Annotated in this window: 18 protein-coding genes; 12 read left to right on the forward strand and 6 right to left on the reverse strand. The window is 34.8% G+C overall.

Going from position 1 to position 22,535, the window contains the following annotated elements:
- Window positions 1–65: 65 nt before the first annotated feature.
- The 3 genes from Q9Q97_RS19305 to Q9Q97_RS19315 all read right to left on the reverse strand — a co-directional run bounded on the left by Q9Q97_RS19305 (window position 66) and on the right by Q9Q97_RS19315 (window position 2,823).
- Entirely contained in the window at window positions 66–1,088 is a 1,023-nt protein-coding gene (locus Q9Q97_RS19305) for an LLM class flavin-dependent oxidoreductase (protein ID WP_306160100.1), read from the reverse strand.
- Between the two features lie 504 nt (window positions 1,089–1,592).
- Window positions 1,593–2,000, reverse strand: a complete 408-nt coding sequence (locus Q9Q97_RS19310) for a DUF1634 domain-containing protein (RefSeq protein WP_306160102.1) — start codon at window positions 1,998–2,000, stop codon at window positions 1,593–1,595.
- A complete protein-coding gene (locus tag Q9Q97_RS19315; RefSeq protein WP_306160104.1) occupies window positions 1,987–2,823 on the reverse strand; it encodes a sulfite exporter TauE/SafE family protein in 837 nt (278 codons plus the stop codon). Before Q9Q97_RS19315 ends, Q9Q97_RS19310 begins: the two co-directional genes overlap by 14 nt.
- A 255-nt stretch (window positions 2,824–3,078) precedes the next feature.
- Between Q9Q97_RS19315 and Q9Q97_RS19320 the strand changes: the two genes are divergently transcribed.
- Window positions 3,079–3,942 (forward strand): AraC family transcriptional regulator, encoded by an 864-nt coding sequence (locus Q9Q97_RS19320; protein ID WP_306160106.1) that lies wholly within the window; start codon window positions 3,079–3,081, stop codon window positions 3,940–3,942.
- A 97-nt stretch (window positions 3,943–4,039) separates the two neighbouring features.
- Window positions 4,040–4,543: a hypothetical protein gene (locus Q9Q97_RS19325; protein WP_306160108.1), complete on the forward strand. Its 504-nt coding sequence runs from the start codon at window positions 4,040–4,042 to the stop codon at window positions 4,541–4,543.
- A 150-nt stretch (window positions 4,544–4,693) separates the two neighbouring features.
- Here Q9Q97_RS19325 and Q9Q97_RS19330 read toward each other — a convergent pair whose 3' ends face one another.
- Together Q9Q97_RS19330 and Q9Q97_RS19335 are read right to left on the reverse strand one after the other, a co-directional pair.
- Window positions 4,694–5,128 (reverse strand): DoxX family membrane protein, encoded by a 435-nt coding sequence (locus Q9Q97_RS19330; RefSeq protein WP_306160110.1) that lies wholly within the window; start codon window positions 5,126–5,128, stop codon window positions 4,694–4,696.
- Between the two features lie 7 nt (window positions 5,129–5,135).
- Complete coding sequence (locus Q9Q97_RS19335) at window positions 5,136–5,693, reverse strand: GNAT family N-acetyltransferase (protein ID WP_306160112.1); 558 nt, start codon at window positions 5,691–5,693, stop codon at window positions 5,136–5,138.
- A gap of 320 nt (window positions 5,694–6,013) precedes the next feature.
- Between Q9Q97_RS19335 and Q9Q97_RS19340 the strand changes: the two genes are divergently transcribed.
- The 9 genes from Q9Q97_RS19340 to Q9Q97_RS19380 all read left to right on the forward strand — a co-directional run bounded on the left by Q9Q97_RS19340 (window position 6,014) and on the right by Q9Q97_RS19380 (window position 15,171).
- On the forward strand, window positions 6,014–7,027 hold the full coding sequence (locus Q9Q97_RS19340) for a zinc-binding alcohol dehydrogenase family protein (RefSeq protein WP_306160114.1): 1,014 nt from the start codon (window positions 6,014–6,016) through the stop codon (window positions 7,025–7,027).
- A 144-nt stretch (window positions 7,028–7,171) separates the two neighbouring features.
- Window positions 7,172–7,558, forward strand: coding sequence for a DoxX family protein (locus Q9Q97_RS19345; protein WP_306160116.1), 387 nt, complete (start codon window positions 7,172–7,174; stop codon window positions 7,556–7,558).
- 410 nt (window positions 7,559–7,968) lie between these two features.
- Window positions 7,969–8,550 (forward strand): GNAT family N-acetyltransferase, encoded by a 582-nt coding sequence (locus Q9Q97_RS19350; RefSeq protein WP_306160118.1) that lies wholly within the window; start codon window positions 7,969–7,971, stop codon window positions 8,548–8,550.
- A gap of 97 nt (window positions 8,551–8,647) precedes the next feature.
- Entirely contained in the window at window positions 8,648–10,852 is a 2,205-nt protein-coding gene (locus tag Q9Q97_RS19355) for a TonB-dependent receptor (RefSeq protein ID WP_306160120.1), read from the forward strand.
- A 153-nt stretch (window positions 10,853–11,005) separates the two neighbouring features.
- Window positions 11,006–11,362, forward strand: a complete 357-nt coding sequence (locus Q9Q97_RS19360; protein WP_306160122.1) for a PKD domain-containing protein — start codon at window positions 11,006–11,008, stop codon at window positions 11,360–11,362.
- Between the two features lie 249 nt (window positions 11,363–11,611).
- Complete coding sequence (locus Q9Q97_RS19365; RefSeq protein ID WP_306160124.1) at window positions 11,612–12,340, forward strand: CPBP family intramembrane glutamic endopeptidase; 729 nt, start codon at window positions 11,612–11,614, stop codon at window positions 12,338–12,340.
- Between the two features lie 49 nt (window positions 12,341–12,389).
- Window positions 12,390–13,550, forward strand: a complete 1,161-nt coding sequence (locus tag Q9Q97_RS19370; RefSeq protein ID WP_306160126.1) for a sensor histidine kinase — start codon at window positions 12,390–12,392, stop codon at window positions 13,548–13,550.
- On the forward strand, window positions 13,550–14,257 hold the full coding sequence (locus Q9Q97_RS19375) for a LytTR family DNA-binding domain-containing protein (protein ID WP_306160128.1): 708 nt from the start codon (window positions 13,550–13,552) through the stop codon (window positions 14,255–14,257). The genes Q9Q97_RS19370 and Q9Q97_RS19375 overlap by 1 nt, the downstream gene beginning before the upstream one ends.
- A gap of 107 nt (window positions 14,258–14,364) precedes the next feature.
- Window positions 14,365–15,171 (forward strand): hypothetical protein, encoded by an 807-nt coding sequence (locus Q9Q97_RS19380; protein WP_306160130.1) that lies wholly within the window; start codon window positions 14,365–14,367, stop codon window positions 15,169–15,171.
- Between the two features lie 25 nt (window positions 15,172–15,196).
- Here Q9Q97_RS19380 and Q9Q97_RS19385 read toward each other — a convergent pair whose 3' ends face one another.
- Window positions 15,197–19,126, reverse strand: coding sequence for a two-component regulator propeller domain-containing protein (locus tag Q9Q97_RS19385; RefSeq protein WP_306160132.1), 3,930 nt, complete (start codon window positions 19,124–19,126; stop codon window positions 15,197–15,199).
- 394 nt (window positions 19,127–19,520) lie between these two features.
- On the opposite strand from Q9Q97_RS19385, the gene Q9Q97_RS19390 reads away from it, so the two are divergent.
- A complete protein-coding gene (locus Q9Q97_RS19390; RefSeq protein ID WP_306160134.1) occupies window positions 19,521–22,535 on the forward strand; it encodes a TonB-dependent receptor in 3,015 nt (1,004 codons plus the stop codon).

Consider the following 22,535-nt stretch of genomic DNA (forward strand, 5'->3'; position numbering starts at 1 on the left):
ATTGCCTGTTTATGTCAAAAAAACATATGACCTTAGCGTCTCAGTATCTTAGAACCTTTAAAAAGCTATCCTTTTTTAATCAACGGAATCAATTTTGTTCCAATCAATTCAATGGCGCTCATTAATTGTTTATGAGTCAATCCAGCATTATCCATTTGGAAAGTAAAACGGTCGACGCCACCAAGTGCTTCGCTGTGACGAAGGATTTTCTCTGCTGCACGTTCCGGGCTTCCGACAATTAAAACGCCTAAATCATCAATTAAGCCGTCAAATTTACCTTTGGTAACAGGAGGCCAGCCTCTTTCGTATCCTAATTTAGTCCATAATTCGGCATAACCTGGGTAATAATCGGCAACGGCACTTTCAGTTGAAGTTCCTACATAACCAGGCGAATGCAAACCAACTTTTAATTCGTCAGGCGAAAAACCTGCCGCTTTCCCAGCTTCACGATATAAATCGACTAAAGGTTTAAAACGATGTGTTTGCCCGCCAATAACAGCCACCATTAACGGAAGTCCAAGAGAACCTGCTCTAACAAAAGATTCTGGTGTTCCGCCGACTCCAAGCCAAATCGGCATTTTTTCCTGTAAAGCTCTCGGATAAACCGGCTGATTGTCTAAAGCTGGACGAAATTTTCCTTCCCAAGTTATGAATTCATTATCGCGAATTTGTAATAGCAATTCTAATTTTTCGCTGAAAAGCGCATCATAATCTCTAAGATTATATCCGAAAAGAGGATAAGCTTCTATTGCAGAACCACGTCCCGCTACGATTTCGGCTCTTCCTTTAGAAATCAAATCTAAAGTTGCAAAACTCTGATAAACACGAACAGGATCTGCAGCACTCAAAACCGAAACAGCACTTGCGAGTCGGATATTTTTGGTTCTTGCCGCCGCCGCACTTAAAATAACTGCTGTAGCAGAATCTAAAAACTCTTTTTTATGATGTTCACCAATTCCGAAAACATCAAGACCAGCCTGATCTGCAAATTCAATTCGCTGCAGTAACTGCTCCATGGCATCAACACTACTCAAAGTGTTGTTATCGCCGTACATTGCCGAAGCAAAACTGTCTATTCCTATTTCCATAAAATTTTCAATTTTATAAATTCCAATTTATAAATTCCAAATTCCAAAAATCTAAATTTATCTAATATATAATTATTTTTCAACACATAGAAACATAGAATTAGTGATGCTTACAAAGGCGTTTCACTTATTTGAATCCACATAGCTATGTGTTAAAATCTAGATTTTTTTTAATTTACTTTTTCGAAATTTAAATCTATGTTTCTATGTGTTAAAAATTGCAATTCGTTAATCTCAAATTCCAAATCCCAAGTTCCAAAAATCTAAAATTACCTGATATGTAATTATTTTTCAACACATAGAAACATAGAATTATTGATGTGTACAAAGGCGTTTCACTTATTTGAATGCACATAGCTATGTGTTAAAATCTAGATTTTTTAAAATTTACTCTTTCAGAAACCTAAATCTATGTTTCTATGTGTTAAAAATTGCAATTCGTTAATCTCAAATTCCAAATTCCAAATTTTCAATCTAAAATCTAAAATCTTCAATCTAAAATCACTAATGCGAGAATCCGAACGAAATACTCGTAATGATAATCATTATTACAATTAAAGTAATGCAGACATATAGATAATCTTTCTCTAATAAAAATGAGAAAAGCGAAAGTAAAACCCTTAAAACAGGCGTTAAAAACAAGAAAATAATTCCTGTAAAAATTAGCGATTCACCGTTCCCTTGAATTGCTCCGTTGTAGATTGCGGCGATAACTTCAAATATATTTCGGTCGTTTTCTTTGAAGACAGAATAATCTTCAATCTGATTTCCGTTATGAAGCAAATAAACAATTCCGCCAAGAAAGGCTACTGATAATGAAATCCAAACGCCATAGCGAAGCAAGTTTCCGATAATGGTTTGAAAATCTTTTTCTCCAAATTTTTCTTCCTGTACCATATTAGATTTTTCCATTTAGTCCGTTATAAATCATGTTAATTGCCAAAACAAAAATCAGGCAGGCAAAAAATATTCTCAATTTCTTCGGATTTGTTCGTACTAAAATTTTAGCTCCAGCCATTGCTCCGAACAAAACGCCAATAACAACTGGCATACAGATTCCTGGTTCGATATATCCTTTCTGAATATAAATTACAGAACTCGCCATTGCCGTAACACCCATCATGAAATTACTGGTTGTGGTAGATACTTTAAAGGGAACTCTCATAATATTATCCATTGCAATAACTTTAAAAGCACCGGAACCAATTCCGAGCAAACCAGACATCATTCCGGCAACGCCCATCATACTAAAACCGCCAATTACATTTTTGGTTCCGTATTTTACAACTTCGCCGTCGTGTGTTGGATAAGTTCCTTCTAATTTTAATTTTTTAGCCAGCGGACTCGATTCTAAAACGATATGTTCTTCTTTTTTTCGAAGCGAATTAATAGCCGAAAAAATCAAGGTTAAACCGAATAAAACGGCGATAAAAGAAGTAGGGGCAATAGTGGAAAGTAAAGCGCCGCAAACTGCTCCGATAGTAGTAGCGATTTCGAGGAAAATTCCCATTCGCATATTGGTAATTCCTTCTTTAACATAAGCAGCGGCAGAACCTGAAGAAGTAGCGATAACAGAGACTAAAGCGGCTCCAATTGCATAATGAATATCGACACCGAGAAGAATAGTAAGAAGCGGAATAATAATGATACCGCCTCCTAAGCCTGATAATGAACCAATAAAGCCTGCTAAAAAGGCACCGAGAATCATGATCAGCGTAAAGGTAAGTATTGTCATTTAAGAGATGTTTTTGTAATTGCTAATTTACGAATACATATCTGTTTTGAGAAAAATTAGGGGCTTAATAAAAGCTTAAAAATTATTTTTAGTGGTCAGTGGTCAGTTCTTTAGTATACAGTTTATCTTGGACTCTAGAACTAGAAGCTTTGTCAAAGTTTCAAACTTTGACAAAGTTTGTATTTACTGACTACTAAAAAACTGTACACTGAACACTCAAAAAGTGTTTATATTTGAAAATTCAATGGTTAAAAAATGAAGAATCAAATCCTGACTTATTCCTTAACGCATCATAAGAGTTTGTTTTCTCATGCCGATCAGAAGGAATATTTCTATATTCAGACGAGTGAGCATCCTTATATAAGCGAACCGTATCGTGCAGAAAGTTATGCGATTGAGTTTCTAAGAAAAGGAAGTATAGTGATGCATACGGGACTTGAAAAGAAATTGGTTCAAGCTCCAGCCATTATCACTTTAGCTCCGTCGGTTATTAGGAGTTTTTCTAAAAATGAAGAAGAAATTTTAATCGATATTCTATTTTTTAAACCGCAATTCTTTCTAGAAAATCAGGCCAATGTGTTTTTTCTAGCACAATACGATTTTTTCGAAAATAGTTCTAATCATTTTTCTCAGCTTACTAAAAAAGAAGAAAGCAAGTTTGAACGCATTTTTAGTTTAATTCAAGAAGTATCAGAAAAGCAGTCTAAACATCAGTCGGCTATTTTGAGAAGTTATCTTTACATTTTAATTTATGAGATTGATGCAATCCAAAAAGAAAAAGGTTCTTCAGAATTGCAAAATCCTTTATTTGAAAAGTTTAAAGAACTTCTTTTTAAAGACTTTCTGAATTTTAGAAACGTACAGCATTATGCTGACCAATTAAACGTCAGCCGAAAATACTTGTCTGAAGTCATAAAAAAGAACAGTGGTAAAACGGCAAGTGACTGGATTAACGAAATGGTAATTTTGGAAGCCAAAGTTTTACTGCAGAATAAAAATATGTCAATCAATCAGATTAGCGATATGCTTCATTTTTCTGATCAATCTATTTTTGGAAGATTTTTCAAAAACTCAGAAGGCATTTCGCCTTTAGAATATCGAAAAAAGCAGATAGACTAAAACATCAACGGACATTTTGCACAAAATTCAAGCCGTATCGCTCTTTTTTTAGATTGCGAATCTCTTCAATTTTGCTTTTTATTATTAAAGAAAAGAAATGAGTAAAATTGCAAAATTTGTTGTCATTATTAACGATAATGTCTTTTGGATGGAAGACAAAGCTGTTCAGTTTTATACCAATTTATTTGGAAAGGATTTAGGAGAAAAATATGCCGAGAAGCATTTGTCTCAAAAAGAATTGTTCAGAATTCAGAATGATTTTTCGATCGAAATTCTGATGGCATATCTCGGTGAAACTCCGCAAGCGTATTTAAAGCTGGATTCATCGAGAATACTAAATGAAAACCTTGGCGCATCAAAAGCAATCAATCTGGGTGAGATTATTTATTTTGATGAAGAAGATTTAACAGCACTTATTAAAAGAGCAGAAGAAATTGCTTTTCAGCGAAAACATGATTTAGTTTGGGTGAAAGTTTTCCCCGCAGATACTGGCTTGATCGAAAAATTACGATCATTAGATTACGAAGAATTTGACTGGACAGAAAGTGCTGAAGATCAATTTCCAGAACGAATTTATTTTCGAAAAGAAATGAAAAAGTAAGTTTTTAGTAGTCAGTGGTCAGTTTTTTAGTGTTCAGTTTAATCTAAATCTAGAAGTTTTGTCAAAGTTTCAAACTTTGACAAAGCTTAGCGAACATTAACCATAAAGAATGCAACTGAACACTAAAGAACTGACCACTGGCCACTAAGCCTATATTCTATTATCAACCGCAAAAGAGGTTTTTCCAATATTAGCAAGCAGTAAAGCAGCTGCGGCGCTTGTCCAAACCGAATAGTCTAGAGGAGCTTTTACCGAAACAGAAACTGACATGGCAAATGCAAAAGCGCACATTAAGAATGTAGTTCCAATAGCGGCAAGACGCGTTTTAAAACCAAATAACAATAACAAGCTTAGTAAAACTTCGAAGAAAGTGGCAATTCCGCCTAGAATTTCTGCTGTGGATTTGTTTGCCCATGGATTAAGAGATTGTGTGTAGATTACAAAATTTTCCCAATTTCCCCAAGCAACGGCGTTAGATCCCGGTGCGCCCCAAACTCCAAATCGGTCTGCTACGGCCGATAACATTGTGATTCCTAAAACTATTCTTAAAATTAAACCTGCTTCTAGTATTGTGATATTTTTCATTCTATAATTAATTTTTTATTTGGAGGTGTTCGAGGTTTTTTTTGACCAAGGTTTTGTTTCCAACTACTTTAAAACCAAGTTTTAAGTAGAGTTTTTTAGCACTCGGATTGTCTTCTTCAACCAATAGTCCTAAAACCTCTTTATTTTTATGAACGTATTTATCAATTAAAAATTGCAATAATTGAGAACCAATTCCTTTTCCTTGATATTTCGGATTTACGCCCAATGAATCGATATAATATTCTCCTTCACGCGTTTCAAATTCTGGATCGAACTCTGGATTATAATGTTTTCTCACGTATTCAATAATCGGATTTCGTAATTTCTCAATGTCTCCTCCGTTATAAATATTTACGGCGCCAATAATTTCGTTATTTTCCTCCGCAACAAAACAGTTTTCATACGAATATTGGTTGTTTTCCCTCTCAACAAAGTATTGCAGAAAATCTTTCGCGCAAGCGTAATCTTCCTTCGCAATAAATTTGTAGATGATATCTTCCATCGCCAATAATAATATAGGAGCGATATATACTGCGTCTGTTTTTTCTGCTTTTCTGATATTCATTTTGAAGTGTTTTTTAGCAAATTTACTTTAAATATTTTTCACGCAGATTAAACAGATAAGAGCAGATTTAATAAAGATTTTTTTATTCTCTCGCAGATTTGGCAGATCAAGCAGATTTTTTCTAATTGATAATCCTTTTTAATCAATCTAATCTGTGGCAAATAAAAATATTATTTAAATCTGCTCCAATCAGCAAAATCTGCGTGAAACAAAAGCATCTGCCGAATATCTACCAATATACACTCAATATATACCAATCAAGAGATTTTAACTACGCTTATATTTGTAGTATAATTTTAATTTAAACATTAAAAAAGAAAATGAAAGCAATAGGATTTAAAACCTCATTCCCCATAGAGAACCCAGAAAGTTTTATCGAATTTGAAACCGTAAAACCAATTCCGGGACCACACGATTTATTAGTTAAAATTGATGCGATTTCGGTAAATCCAGTCGATTTTAAAATTCGCCAGAATAGTGCAAAAGATACCGTTTTAGAAAGGCCTAAAATCATTGGCTGGGACGCTGTGGGCATTGTGCAGGCTGTCGGACAAAATGTTACTTTATTTGAAGTCGGCGATCCCGTTTATTACGCGGGAGATATTACCAAACAAGGAAGCAATGCCGAATATCAGATTATCGATGAAAGAATTGTCGGCAGGAAACCAAAATCATTGAGCATTGAAGAGTCAGCTGTAATTCCGCTAACTGCTTTAACGGCTTGGGAGATTTTATTTGACAGAATTAGAATTAGTGCCGATAAAGACAAAGGAAAATCGATTTTAATTATCGGAGGAGCTGGTGGAGTAGGTTCGATTGCCATTCAATTGGCCAAGAAGATTGCGGGTTTAACGGTAATTGCAACCGCGTCGCGCCCAGAAACAATTGATTGGTGCAAAGCGCAAGGAGCAGATTTTGTAGTCGATCATAAAGACCTAATTTCGTCAGTTCGAGAAGCTGGTTTTGAGCATGTTGACTTTATTCTAGATTTTGTAGACACCAACGCCTATTGGGATATTATGGTAGAATTGATCAAACCTCAAGGACATATTGCTTCTATTACAGGAAGCAGCGATCCTGTTGCGTTAACAAAACTGAAAAGTAAAAGTGTTTCTTTTTCTTGGGAATTGATGTACACACGTTCGATGTATCAGACCGAAGACATGATCGAACAGCATAATATTCTAAATATTGTAGCCGATTTATTGGATGATGGTATTCTAAAAACCACTTTAAATACAACATTAAACGGACTTACAGCCGAAAACTTGAAAAAAGCGCACGAACTTCTGGAATCTGGAAAAACCATTGGGAAAATTGCGATAAAATTTTAAGCATAAAACCAGTCTGTGATAGCTGTAGAAAGGTTATTTGGAATTGATTTAAATAATATTATTGTTAGATAAGAAAATTTTGTATTTTAGTCCACTTACAAGCCAAATTTGTATTTCATTTTTTTAACCTAAACAAAATTATTTATGATTTCAAAAAACACAGACCTCGGATTATTGCTATTGCGCATCAGTACTGGCGGATTAATGCTTTTTCACGGTGTTTCTAAACTGATTCACGGAATTTCGTTCTTAGTAGAAAACATGGGCGCATTTGGATATGCGGTTTATATTGGAGAAGTTCTAGCTCCAATTGCTATTTTATTAGGATTCAGAACTAGAATTGCTGCAATTCTTTTGGCTATCACTTGTGTAGTAGCAGTTGCAACGGCGCATTCTCAAGAAATTTTCTCAATTAGCGAGCACGGAGGTTATGCTTTAGAATTATTAGGACTGTACTTTTTTGGCGCTCTTGCTTTGTTTTTTACTGGAGCTGGTAAATATGCCGTTTCTAAAAACAATCAATGGGACTAATTTAAGGTTCATAATATAAATTATTAGAAAGCTCTAAATTTCGATTTAGAGCTTTTTTGTTTTCATTCCTTTCATTTTGATAGCTGGTCCTATCATTTTGATAAGCTTTTATAAAATGAATTAAAATATGATTTATTTATTTATTTATTTGCTTTATAATAAGGTTTTTACGAATGATATATTGCTCTGGCATGCCTTTTGTTTTTTACAGTTAACATAAAAAATATAAGCAATATGAAAACGAATAACAGAAGAAGCAAAGAAATCAGTAAGACCTATTTATCAAACAAATCAAGACGAAATAAAGATCGGTTTGTCAATTTAATGGTATTTACTACCGTTCTTTTTATTACTATTATGATAATTGCTAAAATAGTTTAGCTTTTACTATGAAAACCGCTCAGCTTAGAATGGAAACAGTCGTTTTTCCTTCTGATGAAAAGAGTACAGAAACTCATGATTTTATTATTGAGGAAACTAGCGTCGAACATGTTTTTTATATAAATGAAATCTGTAAAGAAACGCTATTGTCTGCAGCAGTCCGCGGAACAGGAATTTCTGGACGTCCACCTGAACTTTTGGCAAAAAAGATGAAAGAAGGCGAAGCCGTTATTGCTTTTACGCCAGATGGCAAATGGGCGGGTTTTGCTTTTATATCGTCGTGGGAAAACGGCCGTTATGTTTCTAATTCAGGACTAATTGTCGCGCCTGAGTTTAGACACACAGGTCTAGCTAAAAAAATCAAGAGAAAGGTTTTTGAACTTAGCCGTAAAAAATACCCGGAAGCATTCATATTTAGTTTAACAACGGGTCTTGCCGTTATGAAAATGAATCATGAACTCGGTTTTGAACCCGTTACATATGCTGAGTTGCCTAAAGATGAGCAATTTTGGGAAAACTGCAAAAGCTGTATCAATTGTCCAATTTTAGTAAGTAAGGAAAGAAAAAACTGTTTGTGCACTGCGATGCTTTATAATCCGAAAGAGAGGTAAATCTTCTAAAAATAAAGATTTTGTAAAATTAACAGGAAAAAATACTTTTTTATGCTATGTTTGCGCTCAAATTATTCAATCGGTTATCAAAATAGCAATGAAATCTGTATTCGCACTTATTCTTTTTGTTCTTTCTTTTTCTACTCAAGCGCAATCTGTAAATGGTATTGTTAATGACGCAGACGGAAAATCTGTCTCAGAAGTATTAATTCGTGATTTAACTTCAAAAACACACGCACATACCGATGGAGACGGAAAATTTACATTAGAAGGAGTGCAGGTTAATGACAGTTTAGAAATCACTAAAAAAGGATTTGCACCTCAAAAGATAAAATTGGCTTCTTTTAATTTTCTTACAATTTCGATAGACGAAAAACCATTTTTGCTAGAAGAAGTTAAGATTAGTAACAATTTAAAATACTTGAATACCATTTCTAAAATTGATTTGGAAATTCAACCGATTTCGAATTCTCAGGACTTATTGCGAAAAATTCCTGGACTTTTTATAGGTCAGCACGCGGGCGGTGGCAAGGCAGAACAGATTTTCTTAAGAGGTTTTGACTGCGACCACGGAACGGATATAAATATCACCGTAGACGGAATGCCTGTAAATATGGTATCTCACGCACACGGACAAGGTTATTCTGATCTGCATTTTGTAATTCCTGAAACGGTTGATAATATTGATTTTGATAAAGGAGCTTATTTTGCCGACAAAGGAGATTTTACAACTGCGGGATATGTTGGTTTTAATACCAAAAATGCGTTGCAAAACAGCTCTATTTCCTTCGAAGGCGGGCAATTTGATACTTTCCGTACTGTTGCCATGTTTAATTTATTGAATAAAGAAAACCAGTCGGCTTATTTTGCGGGAGAATACATGATGACTGATGGTTATTTTGATGCGCCTCAAAATTTTAACCGAATCAATTTGTTTGGAAAATATAGTGCTAAAATGGATAATGGAGATCGTTTGGCGTTATCGGTTTCGCATTTTAAAAGTCAATGGGATGCCAGCGGACAAATTCCAGATCGTGCTGTAAATGATGGAACGATTTCGCATTACGGAGCAATTGATTCTAATGAAGGAGGAAATACCGATAGAACCAACTTCAATTTGCAGTATGATGCCAAAATTGATGAAAATACACATATAAAAAGTAGTGCTTATTTAAGCAAATATGATTTTGAACTGTACTCTAACTTTACTTTTTTCTTAAATGATCCTGTTAATGGAGATCAGATTAAGCAGAAAGAAAACAGAACTATTGTTGGTTTTCAGTCAGAATACGACCAGAAACTGAACGATAAATGGCGTTTTAAACTTGGAGCTGGATTAAGAAATGATAATAATAAAGATGTAGAATTATCGCATACGGTAAACAGAAAAACGGTTTTAGAGTATTTGAGTTTAGGAAATGTGAACCAAACCAATCTTTTTACTTATACTAGTTTTGATTTTACATCAGGCAAATGGCTTATCAATACAGGCTTGCGTTTGGATTATTTCAAATTTGGATATGAAGATCAATTGTTAGAGACTTATGCCAATCAGACACAGACAAAAGCGATTGTGAGCCCGAAATTGAACTTTTTATATACGCAAAATGATAAACTGCAATATTTCTTAAAGTTAGGGAAAGGATTTCATAGCAATGATACCCGCGTAGTTGTGGCTCAAAAAGGAGAAAAAATTCTGCCAGAAACCTATGGAGCAGATTTAGGAATTAATTGGAAACCCTTTCCAAGAATGATTATCAATTCGGCTCTTTGGTATTTGTATTTAGCGCAGGAATTTGTGTATGTAGGCGACGAAGCGGTAGTAGAACCAAGCGGTAAAACAGAAAGAAAAGGCTTCGATTTTGGTTTTAGATACCAATTGACCAACTGGTTGTTTTGGAATACCGATTATACATATACGCACGCTAGAGCAATAGACGAACCAAAAGGCGAAGACTATTTACCTCTTGCTCCGAAAAACACTTTAATGAGCGGACTTTCGGTAAAAGATTTAAAAGGTTTTTCGGGTAGTTTGAGAACTCGTTTCTTAGGCGACAGACCTGCAAACGAAGACAATTCGGTTGTTGCCAAAGGCTATTGCATAACCGATTTTTCTGTGAATTATCAGATTAAAAAAGTTTCTATCGGCGTAAACATAGACAACATTTTCAATACAAAATGGAAAGAAACCCAATTCTTAACCGAATCTAGACTGGCAAACGAAACCGATTCTGTTGAAGAAATTCATTTTACAGCAGGAACACCTTTTAATGCGAGATTGATTTTGAAATACAGCTGGTAATTTTTAATGTGTCAATTTGATAATTAGTCAATTAGATAACTAGTTTGATTATGTGAAATTATGATCTGATTTGACAAGAATTTTCTTTTTTCACTTTGTTGAATTGATTTTTTGAAGTAATTTTAAGATTATAAATGCTAAAATTTCTTCAATATGAAAAAGATTGGAATGTTTTTAATGTTTACAGTTGCATTGTTCATAAATTACTCTTGCAGCAAGCATGATGACGAGGTAATTATAAATTGCTTTGCGGAATCTGTTTATATTAAATTGCATAATTCTACTGACGCTGCTAATCCAAAATTAATGAATTATTCCGTTGAATATTCTGGGACAGGAACGTTGACTTCAGTAAAATGGAATTTTGGAGATGGAACTACAGGGACAGGAGCTGCGGTTACCCATACTTATACCGCTGCTGGGGAGTACACAGCTACAGCTGAAGTAACGGTTAAAGTAGATGGGTCTGAATGCACCTCAATTCCGAAAAGAACTGTCACAGTGAATTAATTATTTAACTTCAAAATAATTTTGATTGATGGAATCACTGAATTAAAGTTAGAAGATTTTTTCTTTCTTTAGTTAGCCAATCATTCCATTATCTAATTTTCTAATTGGCAAATTGCCACATTAACTAATTACGCTTATCGGATAAAACAACACTTTCACAGATAAAAGCACGAGTTCTACCGACTGAACTTTAAATTGATATACTGTAGATATACTTTTGATTCAAATTAAAACTTTAAAATCAAAATTATGTCACTATTTACGCCTCTTCTGTGGATTTTATTAATTGCTCCGCTAATTGTTGCAGCTTATTTCAAATCAGAAAAAACAAATCTGAAATATTTAGGATTTTTCATTTTATACTTTTTGGGCGATGTGTTTTTGCAGGCCTCAGGAAAACAATTGATTGATCTTGATTTAAAGTTCAATTGGGTTGGAAAAGTCTTGAGTTTACTTTTGGGACTAATAATCATTTTTTCCGTTTCTAAAGAAGAAAGAATCAAAATCGGATTTACTTCTCAAACCAATTCCAAAAGCAATGTAAAATTCGGATTATTGGTTTTCTTCGGATTTACTTTTTTCGATATTATTTTCAAACTGATTTTATTTCCAAAAGGAGCACCATTTCATTTAGAAACCTTTCTTTTTCAAGCTACAATGCCGGGATTAACAGAAGAAATCCTTTTTAGAGGAATCTCTTTATGGCTTTTAGATAAGGCTTTTGCGCCAAAATGGAGCTACCGTGGCATACGATTTGGCTGGGCGTTTGTAATTGTAACGGTTTTATTTGGCGTTTCTCACGGTGCTGTTTTAGATCCAGATCTGCATTTAAAATTTGATATCATGACGATGGTTTATCTGACTTTAATCTCCTCATTTAGCGTCGGAGTTTTAAGAATGTTTTCTGGAAATCTTATTTATTCTATTCTGGGGCATAACACCATTAATTTGATCAATGCTGTTATCAGAATTCTATAAAACTTGCCAAATTAAAGTTATATTTGAAACTGCTTTATCACTCAACTAAATGCCAAATACTGCAACGACTTCAGGATATTTTTTAGATAAAATCGCTTCGCTGAATTTTGATCACTTTTTTACCAGAAGAAATCGAATTTTACTGCACGTTTTTATGTGGTCAGTGTTTTCAATACTGCTTTTTTTGAGTTATGTAATAGGTTATAAACTCCTATATTTTGATGGCGTTTTACTAACGATAAGAATGGCATTGGTCAACATGATCGTATTTTATATGCTGTTTTATCTTTTGTTGCCAAAGATATTTGCAGGAAGTAAGAGCAGAATCATAATCCTATTACTGCTTGTTTTTCCAATTTCGATTTTCGTTTGGATGGCTGCAACGTACTTTATTTCATTGGTTTATTACGCTTTAGGTCTCGAAATTACTTTCGGAGAATTAAAAGGCGTTATTAAAATGAGTGCGCAACAGACGTTTCTAGAAGCAGTTTCTCCCAAAAGAATGCTTTCGCAGACGATTATCATAATTTCGCTTCTTTCGCCTTTCTGCTTTGCTAAAATTTTAGTTAAAATCACAAAGCTTTATAATAAGAAATTTCAAATCGAAAGAGAAAAAGCGGCTTTAGAAATTCAGAACATTCAAATTGAGAAGGACTTTTTGAAAGCGCAGTTAAATCCGCATTTTTTGTTTAATACATTGAATAATCTGTACGGACTGACGGTTCGAAAAGACAATCTAGCTCCAGAAGTAATCTTGAATCTTTCGGATATCATGAGTTATACGCTCTACGAATCGAATACTGAAATTGTACGTTTGGAGAAAGAATTGGATTTCATTAAAAATTATATCGCTTTAGAAAAAATGCGTTATGATGATGAGACAGATATTCAAGTTATTATGGAAGGGCAAACCGCAGGACTTTTTATTGCGCCGCTTTTGACTTTTACTTTTATAGAAAATGCTTTTAAATATGGTTTAAAAAGCAAAAACGCCTTTATAAAACTAGATATCAAAATTGAAAACAATACATTTTGGTTTAGTTTGGAAAACGATTCGGAAGACAAGACAAATGATTCGAATTTTGGTGGAATAGGAGTAGAGAACGCCCGAAAACGCCTAGAATTGTTATATCCGAATCAATATGAATTAGAAATTAAAAGACTTGAAAATTCGTTTAAAGTCGATTTAAAAATAGTTTTACGAAAATAATGGAAAAGTTGAAATGCATTGTCGTTGACGATGAACCAATTGCAAGAGATATTATCGAATCTTTTATTGCTGAAATTCCGTTTTTGGAATTGAAAGCCTCGTTTGGAGAAGCCTCAAAAGCTTTGTTATTCTTGCAGGAAAATGAAATTGATATTATTTTCAGCGACATCGAAATGCCTAAGTTTAATGGTTTAGAACTGGCGCAATCGCTTACCAATGCTCCCGTTATTATATTTATAACCGCTCACCGTAATTTTGCTTTGGAAGGTTTTGAAACCGGAGCTGCAGATTATCTTTTAAAACCGGTTCGTTTTGATCGTTTTCTGAAGGCGGTCAATCGCGCCAAAGAATATCTTTCGTTAAAGAAAACAACTTCTGTCCATCAAATCAATTCGGATCGTATTTTTATAAAATCGGAAGGAAAATTAATTAAGATTCTCCTAAACGAAGTTCTGTATGTAGAAGCGCAGGGCGATTATCTGAAATTTGTCATTAATGGCGCTTCGTACACAACTCTCGGAACTTTAAAGTCTATGGAAGAAGTATTGAAACTCCCAATGTTCTTTCGCGTTCAGCGTTCTTTTATTCTAAATCTTGAATCGGTCAGAAGCTTAAACGGAAATATGGTCGAATTGACTGACGGAAAAACTATTTCGGCAGCTCTTAATAAAAAAGACGAATTGTATCAGCTGTTAGGAATAAAATGATCCAATTCAGTAAAAATGATGTTTCAAATTATAATTTGAAACATCATTGGCAACTTCGGGATTTTCTTATTTGGTAAATTTGAGATTGTTATTTCAAGTCCTACATTATGAGAAATTATTGTTTATGCCTTGTTTTCTTTTTTAGCTTTCATTTTGCAAATGCACAGTCTGATGATAATCAAGAATTGACTGTAGAAGAAATGAATAAAAAACGTCAAAATCCTGTTGAAGGACTTAGGAGTTTTTTCCTTCAAAGTGTTTTAATTCCAGACACAGGCGAGGGCGGAACGGCGCAATCGTATAGTATTCAGCCTGTTTGGCCATTTAAAGTTTCTGAACATGTCAAGTTAATGACATACACTATTATTCCGCTTCAATACATCCCAAAATTAGAACCCGCAGGCGAATCTGCATTTGGTTTAGGAAATATTCTTTTTAACGGATTTTTCACTCCTGTAGAAAAGAAAGGCAAATTTGTTTATGGTGCAGGGCCAGCAATTCAAATTCCGACTCGGACAGATGCCAATTTGGGTTCGAATACCGTAAGTTTAGGGCCATCATTATTACTATATTATGCTGGAGATAAAATTTCTGGCGGTGCTGTTGTGCAGAATTATTGGTCATTGGGAGGAACGGGCGCCAACAAAGTAGATCTTTTTAGTGTGCAATATATGGGATATTATAATTTCTCAAAAGGCTGGTTTGCATCTGCCAATAGCACAATCGAAGCCGATTGGCTAGCGCCTTCAGATCAGCGATGGCTGGTGCCGGTAGGAGGTGGAGCCGGAAAAACGTTTAAGCTGGGGCAAAGCAAAAAGTTTTACTGCGGCACGGCACAGCTTTTTTACAACGCTATAAAACCAGACTATGTGGGGCGTTGGGAAATTATCTTTCAGCTTCAAGTTATTTTATGATTTGAATTAACTAATTATCATTACATCAGCGATTCGCATTGATATAATCCGTTGGCGACATATTAAAATGTTTTTGGAAGTTTCGGCCAAAACTCGTTTGCGATTTATAGCCTACCATTTCTGCGATTTCATACATTTTAAAGTTCTCGTTTAACAGCAATTCTGCAGCACGTTTAAGGCGTACGATATTGATTAATTCGTTTGGACTTAAATTCGTAATGTCTTTAATTTTTCGATATAAAGTCGAACGGCTCATATTCATGATTTCGGCAAGCGATTCTACACTTAAATCCTGATCGGTAATGTTTTTAAGGATTTCATCGTCGAGTTTTTTCAAGAATTTTTCATCTGTTTTATTGTGCGCAATGCTTTTAATGTGCGAAAGCGGAGAACTGGCATAGTAATTCATAATCTGTCTTCGGTTTTCAATCAGATTATTGGCTTGCACTTTCAGATAATCCATTGAAAAAGGTTTTGCAACATAAGCATCGGCGCCGACTTCAAGTCCGTCGATTTGTGATTTTAGAGAGTTTTTAGCGGTCAATAAAATTACAGGAATATGGCTCGTTTCCAGATTGGTTTTGATTTTTTTGCACATCTCAATTCCGTCCATAATTGGCATTGTAACATCTGAAATTACAAGCTGAATGTTTTCGTTATGAATGATTTTCAAAGCTTCTTCGCCATTTTCTGCTTTTAAAATAGCATACGTTCCCGCCAATTCTGTTGTAATAAACTGCAAAAGATCTTCATTGTCTTCAACTACTAAAATCTGTGCTTTTTCGTTTTTTATTTCAACCGGCTCTTTTGGCTTTTCGTTTTCCGTCTGTTCTTTTTCAGCATCGGCGTAAAGCATAAATTCTTCTTCTTGATGCAAAGGCAAGATTAGTTCGAAAATATTATAATTTGGATCTTCGACTAAATCCAAACTTCCGTTATGCAATTGTGCGAGAGAATGCGCCAGCGAAAGTCCGATTCCTGTGCCTGAAGCCGTACTGCTGTTGTCAACCCTAAAGAAAGGCTCAAAAATTTTGTCTTTTAAATGAATTGGGATCACATTTCCGTCATTTTTTACAATCAAAGTCAGTTTCTTTTCGTCTCTAAATAAAGAAATGGATACTTTTTTGTTCGAATATTTGATTGCGTTATTAATCAAATTACTCAAAATCTTTTTGAAAGCTTCTTTGTCGACAAAAGCGTGAATGTCTTTTTCTCCTAATTCCAAATCAAATTCCAGTTTACGTTCTTCAATTAACTGGCTGAATCTCAAATGGAAATTTCGAACCATCGAAGAAATATTCGCTTCGACGAAAGTCAATTTCAAACCGCCAATTTCCGATTTTCTAAAATCCAGCAATTCATTCACCAATTTCAATAACCGAGAAGTATTTTTCTTCATAATCGAAAGATGCTGTGGTACTTCTTCCGATTCGTATTTCATTCCCAAAAGCTTTTCCAGCGGCCCTTTAATCAAAGTCAGAGGCGTTCTAATTTCGTGCGCTACATTTGTAAAGAAGTCAATTTTAGCCTGATAGATTTCTTTTTCTTTTTCGTCATTCAAATGCTTGATTTTGCGGTTATTCTTGATCTGAGTTAGATTTTGAGAATAACGAATAACATAATAAAAACCAGCGCAAATCAATATAAAATAGAGTAGATAAGCATAAGTGCTAGCGTACCAAGGCGGAAGAATTCTAATTTTCAGTTTTACTTCTTTGCTCCAAACCCCAAAGCTATTTAGCGATTTTACTTTAAAAACATAATCGCCTGGCGCCAGTTCGGTAAAGAAAACTTTGTTGTTTCTTCCTAAATAAACCCAATCGCTATTTACGTTTTCTAGCTGAAACCAATATTCCGTCAATTCTGGTGCAGTATAATTTAAAGACGCAAATTCGAGATTAAAAGACGACTGGCTGTTGTTCAATTCCAATTCGTCCAAAAAAGAAATAGACTGCGCAATAGGCGATTCTGGGCTATTTACCTCAATATCCTTATTATTAATCTGAAGATTGGTGATGTAAATAAAAGGCGTGTATTTGTTTTTACTGAAATGCTTCGGGTTAAAACTGATCATTCCGTTCAGGTTTCCAAAATACATATCGCCGTTTGCATCTTTAAAAGCCGAATTGTAATTGAACTGATCGCTCAATAGTCCGTTTGCAGTGGTAAAAATCTTGATCGATTTATGATCGGGACCAAATTTTACCAAACCTTTAGAAGTCGTCAGCCACAGATTTTTGGCATCGTCTTCTAAAATAGAATAGAAAACATTGCTTGGCATTCCGTTTTTGGTTGTGAATTTCGTGAAAGTATGGGTTTTTCGGTCAACGAGATTCAAGCCGTTTTCAGTCGCAATCCATAAATTTCGTGACGAATCTTCAAAAATGGCGTTAATCGTATTATTGCTAATGCCTTTCGGATTTTTATAATCATACGTAAAAACCTCTTTTTTCTTGGTTTTCGGATTATAAAAAAGCAATCCGTCGCGGTAACTTCCTGCCCAAAGATTTCCGTCGCTGTCTTCCCTCACATTGGTGTAATGATACGTTTCTGGAAAGAATTTCAGTATTTCAAAATTATCTGCCTGTTCATTATAACGATACAAACCAAAAGTGGTCACTACAATCAGGTCGCCATTTTTCATTTCGTAAAAAGAAAAAATAAAATTGCTGTGCAGTCCGCTTCTGCCATCGTTGGCGCTATAATGTTTGAGAACAGCACCCGAATTTCGATCTAAAACATCCAAGCCATGCTCAAAAGTTCCGACCCAGATTTTGTCTTTTCTCGGCATTAAAGCGTGAATGTTGTAATACGAAACATTATAAGAAGTGAATTTTTGCGTTTTCGGATTAAAACGATTCAAACCTGCATCTTCTGTTCCGATCCATAAATCGCCGTAATCGTCTTTATGTATTTCTCTGACTGCGCTTCCGCTAATGGAGTTTTGATTGTTCTTTGGGAAATACTTTTTAAACTGTGTATATTGTTTCTGATGGTAATTGACACCGCCAAAATAAGTTCCAATCCAGATTCCGTTTTCTTTGTCAATGGTAATAGAGTAGGCGGCATTGTCTGAAATCGCATACGGATCGTTATAGTTCTTTTTAAGATTAATAGCCGTTTTAGTTTTCAAATTATAAACATAAACCCCAGATTCGCTCGCAATCCAAAGTTCGTCGTTTCCTTTTTTTCTAAACTGGCGCACAAAAACAGGCTCTTTTATTCCAAATTGCAGTTCAGACGTAGTTTTGTTTTTTCTATTATATAGGAGCACGCCGTGATCTTGCGTTCCGATCACAATATTTTCCTGATCTACAGCATAAATAACTGTAATTCTAAAATTGATTTTATCTGAAGGCGGATTTAGCGGAATATTTTCAAAAGAAAAGTTTTCTTCAGAATAATGATAGATTTTATTGAGAGAAGAAGCCCAGATTTCTCCTTTATAATCTTTGGTAATCGAGGTGGTAACAAAATATTTGTTGGGGTTAAAAGTGGTCGTTTCTTTCTTTTTGGGTGCATACTTATACAAAATGTTGCCCGAAACAAACCAAATGTTGTCTTTTTGGTCGTGATTGATGTCGTTGATACGATCGTTTATAGCTTCATTCAAAATCGTAAAACGATCCAATTTTTTATCATAATGATACAAACCTTTATCGGTTCCGACCCAAATAGTGCCATTATGTTCGTGTAGCGATTGTATATAATTGCTCCCTAAACTATGAACGGGATCTCCATTATTTCTATATGTTTTAAATCGATAGCCATCAAAACGGTTCAGTCCATCTTTGGTTCCAAACCACATAAAACCGTCATTATCTTGTATGGAGGTCAAAACGGTATTGTTTGAAAGTCCTTCTTCAACCTGATAATGTTTGAAATAATAGTCTTGCGCATTCGAAAAATGTATCGAAAAAATGCTGGCACATAAAAAAAGAAAGAATTTACGCATAGTTGTGTTTTTTAGGCTAAAATCTAATTTTCTGCAAATCGTCTCAATATTCTACAAAATGTTGCAGCTGAATGAAATTGGGCTGTTTTTAATACAATTTGAATCATTTGAGAGAGATATTGACACAAATGAAGCATTTTATTTTGAATAAAAAGCGTCTACTTTGAATTTTCAAATAAGATATATTGATAAAATTTTAAGTATAAAAATATACTATCAATAAAATTAAGTTTGAAAAAATCAACCATTACTAATTTTGAAACAAAATGAACAATTTATTACAACTAAAGAATATTAGTTCTTTTTTTGTCCGCGTTCCGGACGATTAAATAATTCAATATTTCATTTAACCAAACCACAAAAAGAAATAAAACTATCTAAAATGCAAAAATCAATGAAAACAAAGTTCACTCACTTTTTAACGAAGAGATATTACCTCTTGGTTTTCTTTAGTTTATTACTGCAGTCCGCTTTTGCCCAGCAAATAACTGTTACGGGAAAAGTGACTACCGCAGATGGACAGGCAGTTCCTTTTGCGAATGTTTTAATAAAAGGATCCCAGAATGGTGCTGTTACCGATTTTGACGGGAGCTATAAAATTACAGCCAGTGGGAGCCAGACCTTAGTTTTTAGTTCGCAAGGCTATAAAACAGTAGAAGTTGCTATTAATAACCGTACAGCTGTAAATGTTACCATGGCAGAAGACGCCATGAAACTGGAGGAAATAGTTGTTGTAGGTTATGGGTCGCAACAGAAAAAAGACCTTACAGGAGCCGTTGCTTTAGTTAAACCTGATGAAATTCAGAAGAGACAAGTAACCACAGTAGCAGACGGACTTCAAGGTTTAGTGACGGGTGTTAAAGTTCGCGGAGGCGGACGCCCAGGACAAGAAGCGAATGTTGAGATTCGTGGTCTTAAGAATCTTCAAAATACAAATCCGTTATACGTAATAGACGGTTTAGTGACTTCTGCAAATAGAGATTTTAACCCGAATGATATCGAATCGATTCAGGTTTTAAAAGATGCTTCTGCAGCGGCAATCTATGGTTCTAGAGCGGCAAATGGAGTTATTATCATTACAACTAAAAAAGGTAAAAAAGGACCGCTTCAAGTTGAAGTGTCTGCAAAAAGCAGTTTTACCGTTATGCCTCGCTATGACTTAATGGGAACTGAAGAGTTTGCTAAATACAACAATATGGCATACGATAATGCTGGATTTACGAGACAAAACTTGAATATGGCAGTAGATACAGACTGGCAGGATGCGGTTTTTCAAACAGGAATGATTCAGGATTATAATGCGAGTTTTTCTGGAGGAAGTGAGAATTCAAGTTTCTTTATGTCTGGAAACTATTTTGGAAATGAAGGAACAGTTATCGGAACTGATTTTGACAGAATTTCATTTCGTGTCAATTCTAGCGGTACAAAAGGAATTTTCAGTATTGGAGAAAACTTAGCGATCAGTAATTCGAAAACAGATGAAATGTCTGGAAATCCAATTATTGACGTGTACAGAATGACGCCAACAATTCCGCTTTACGATCCAGCTAATCCAGGCGGATATGGCTACGGAAAACAGGGAGTTGCCGATACTTTTGGTACAAACCCTTTGGCGTTGGCTGATTTTTCTAATGTGAATAATGAAAACTTCAGAATTAGAGGAAATATCTGGTCAGAATTAAAATTTGTGCCTTGGTTGAAATACCGTTTCAATTTTGGTTATGAAACCAGTTTCGATTCGTACAAATACATGAGAAAAAAAGGAAGTTGGACATTAAACCAGCCACAAGATCCTTCTCAAACAGACCAAAACAAAGGAAGGTCAGAAACTTTGTTGTTTGAAAACACGCTAACTTTCAAAAAAGAATTTGGAAAACATGATATCACGCTTTTAGTTGGTCAAACGTATCAAAAAGACAATTACGACCAAATTTACGGAACAAAAAGAAACCTTCCGATGAACTCTGGAACGGGTGAATATTACGAAGTTTTAAATCAAGGAGATTCGCCAGTTGTTGGAGGTTTCATCAACGAAGCGGCTTTAACGTCATATTTAGGAAGGTTAGAGTACAATTACGACAATCGCTATTTGTTTAATGCTGTAATCAGACGTGACGGTTCGTCAAAATTCAGCGATGGCAATAAATGGGGCAATTTCCCTTCTCTTTCTGCGGGATGGAGAATCAGCAATGAATCATTCTTTAAATCAGAATTTATTAAAGATTTAAAAATTAGAGCAAGTTATGGAGAATTGGGTTCTGGAAATATTAGAGAATACGAATCTAAAAGCTTCATTAATAATTTCGGACAAATTGTTTTAGGAAAAGACCAGACTTTATATCCTTCTGCGGCTCAAGTAAAATTATCAAACTCGCAATTGCGTTGGGAAAAACTAAAACAAACCAATATCGGATTGGATTTAGGTGTTTTGAATAATGATTTACGTCTTACTGCAGATTACTTTATTGCACGTACGGAAGATGTATTATTCGGTTTCCCAATTTTATTGACTACAGGAAATGACGGCGGAAACCCAATTTCGAACGCTGCAACGGTAGAAAATAAAGGTTTTGAATTGGAATTGGCTTACAGCAAAAAAATCAATGACTTTTCTTTTAATGCTTCTGTAAACTTTACAAAAGTAAACAACAAACTGGTTTCTTTAGGAAACGGTCAAAACGAAAACATTATTGGAAACACCATGACTCGCAGCGGAAGTCCGGTTGGAATGTGGTATGTATTGCAAACAGATGGATTATTTCAAAATCAGCAGGAAATTAACGACTACAAAAATGCTGAAGGTAAAGTGATTATGCCAAATGCGGTTCCTGGAGATATTCGTTTTAAAGACAATAATGGAGACGGACAAATTACAAACGAAGACAAAACAATTGTGGGAAGTCCGTGGCCAGAATTTGAAATGGGTTTAAACGCTGGTGCTGAATATAAAGGTTTTGATTTTTCTATGAACTGGATTGCAGCCAACGGCGCTACAGTTTATAACGGATTTAGAAGTGTGGTTGATCGTTTTGACGATAACAGTAACTACAGAAAAGGCATTCAGCCTTGGACACCAGAGAATCCAAATACCGATTTTCCTAGAGTAACAAAAGGTTCTACTTTAAATTCAAGAGGAGATAGTGACCGTTTCTTAGAAAGCGGCAATTTCATTAGACTAAAATACATTGGTTTTGGATATAACTTGCCAAGCAGTGTTTTAGAAAAATCAGGAATTACAAGAGCAAGATTGACTTTGTCTGCACAAAATGTTATTACGATTACTAAATACAAAGGTTTAGATCCTGAGTTTAGCAACACGGGCGATAACAGAATTTTTGAAAGAGGTGTTGACAATGGTTCTTTCCCGAATCTTAAGACGTATTCTTTTGGTGTAGAATTTAGCTTTTAA

Origin of the sequence: Flavobacterium sp. DG2-3 (assembly GCF_030730925.1) — a bacterium.
Lineage (GTDB): Bacteria > Bacteroidota > Bacteroidia > Flavobacteriales > Flavobacteriaceae > Flavobacterium.